This window comes from Streptococcus oralis, from assembly GCF_001578945.1.
Lineage (GTDB): Bacteria > Bacillota > Bacilli > Lactobacillales > Streptococcaceae > Streptococcus > Streptococcus oralis_Q.
In genome coordinates, this window is sequence record NZ_KQ969618.1 from 1 (window position 1) to 435 (window position 435).

Below are 435 nucleotides of genomic sequence, written 5' to 3' on the forward strand. Positions count from 1 at the left end.
GTTGGTGCCAACCAACAAGCTTATCAAGGACATAAAACGACAAGCCTTTGGTTTTAGAAACTTCAAAAACTTTAAAACGAAAATTTTGGTCACTTTGAACATCATAAAAGAGAGAACCAATCTGGTCCTCTCTAGATGTTACCATAAGTCACCCGCTACAGTTGACAAAGAGCCGTTATAATACGGAGAATGGGGGATTCGAACCCCCGCGCCAGTTACCCGACCTAACGATTTAGCAAACCGTCCTCTTCAGCCTCTTGAGTAATTCTCCAAAATATTTAAATAATAGGTATAAGTAGATGCAGACTTCTACACTCCACATAATATAATAGGTCTTCGCATACGGAGAATGGGGGATTCGAACCCCCGCGCCAGTTACCCGACCTAACGATTTAGCAAACCGTCCTCTTCAGCCTCTTGAGTAATTCTCCTATT

Annotated in this window: 1 protein-coding gene and 2 tRNA genes; 1 reads left to right on the forward strand and 2 read right to left on the reverse strand. The window is 42.3% G+C overall.

What is annotated here, in order from left to right; translation table 11 throughout:
- Nucleotides 1-181, forward strand: a 181-nt coding sequence (locus tag SORDD16_RS10910; RefSeq protein ID WP_164966531.1) for a transposase, incomplete at its 5' end; no start/stop codon positions are given.
- A gap of 2 nt (nucleotides 182-183) precedes the next feature.
- Here SORDD16_RS10910 and SORDD16_RS10065 read toward each other — a convergent pair.
- Nucleotides 184-271: transfer RNA gene (locus tag SORDD16_RS10065), tRNA-Ser, on the reverse strand.
- Nucleotides 272-343: 72 nt separating this feature from the next.
- Nucleotides 344-431 (reverse strand) — tRNA-Ser (locus SORDD16_RS10070).
- Between the last annotated feature and the right edge of the window lie 4 nt (nucleotides 432-435).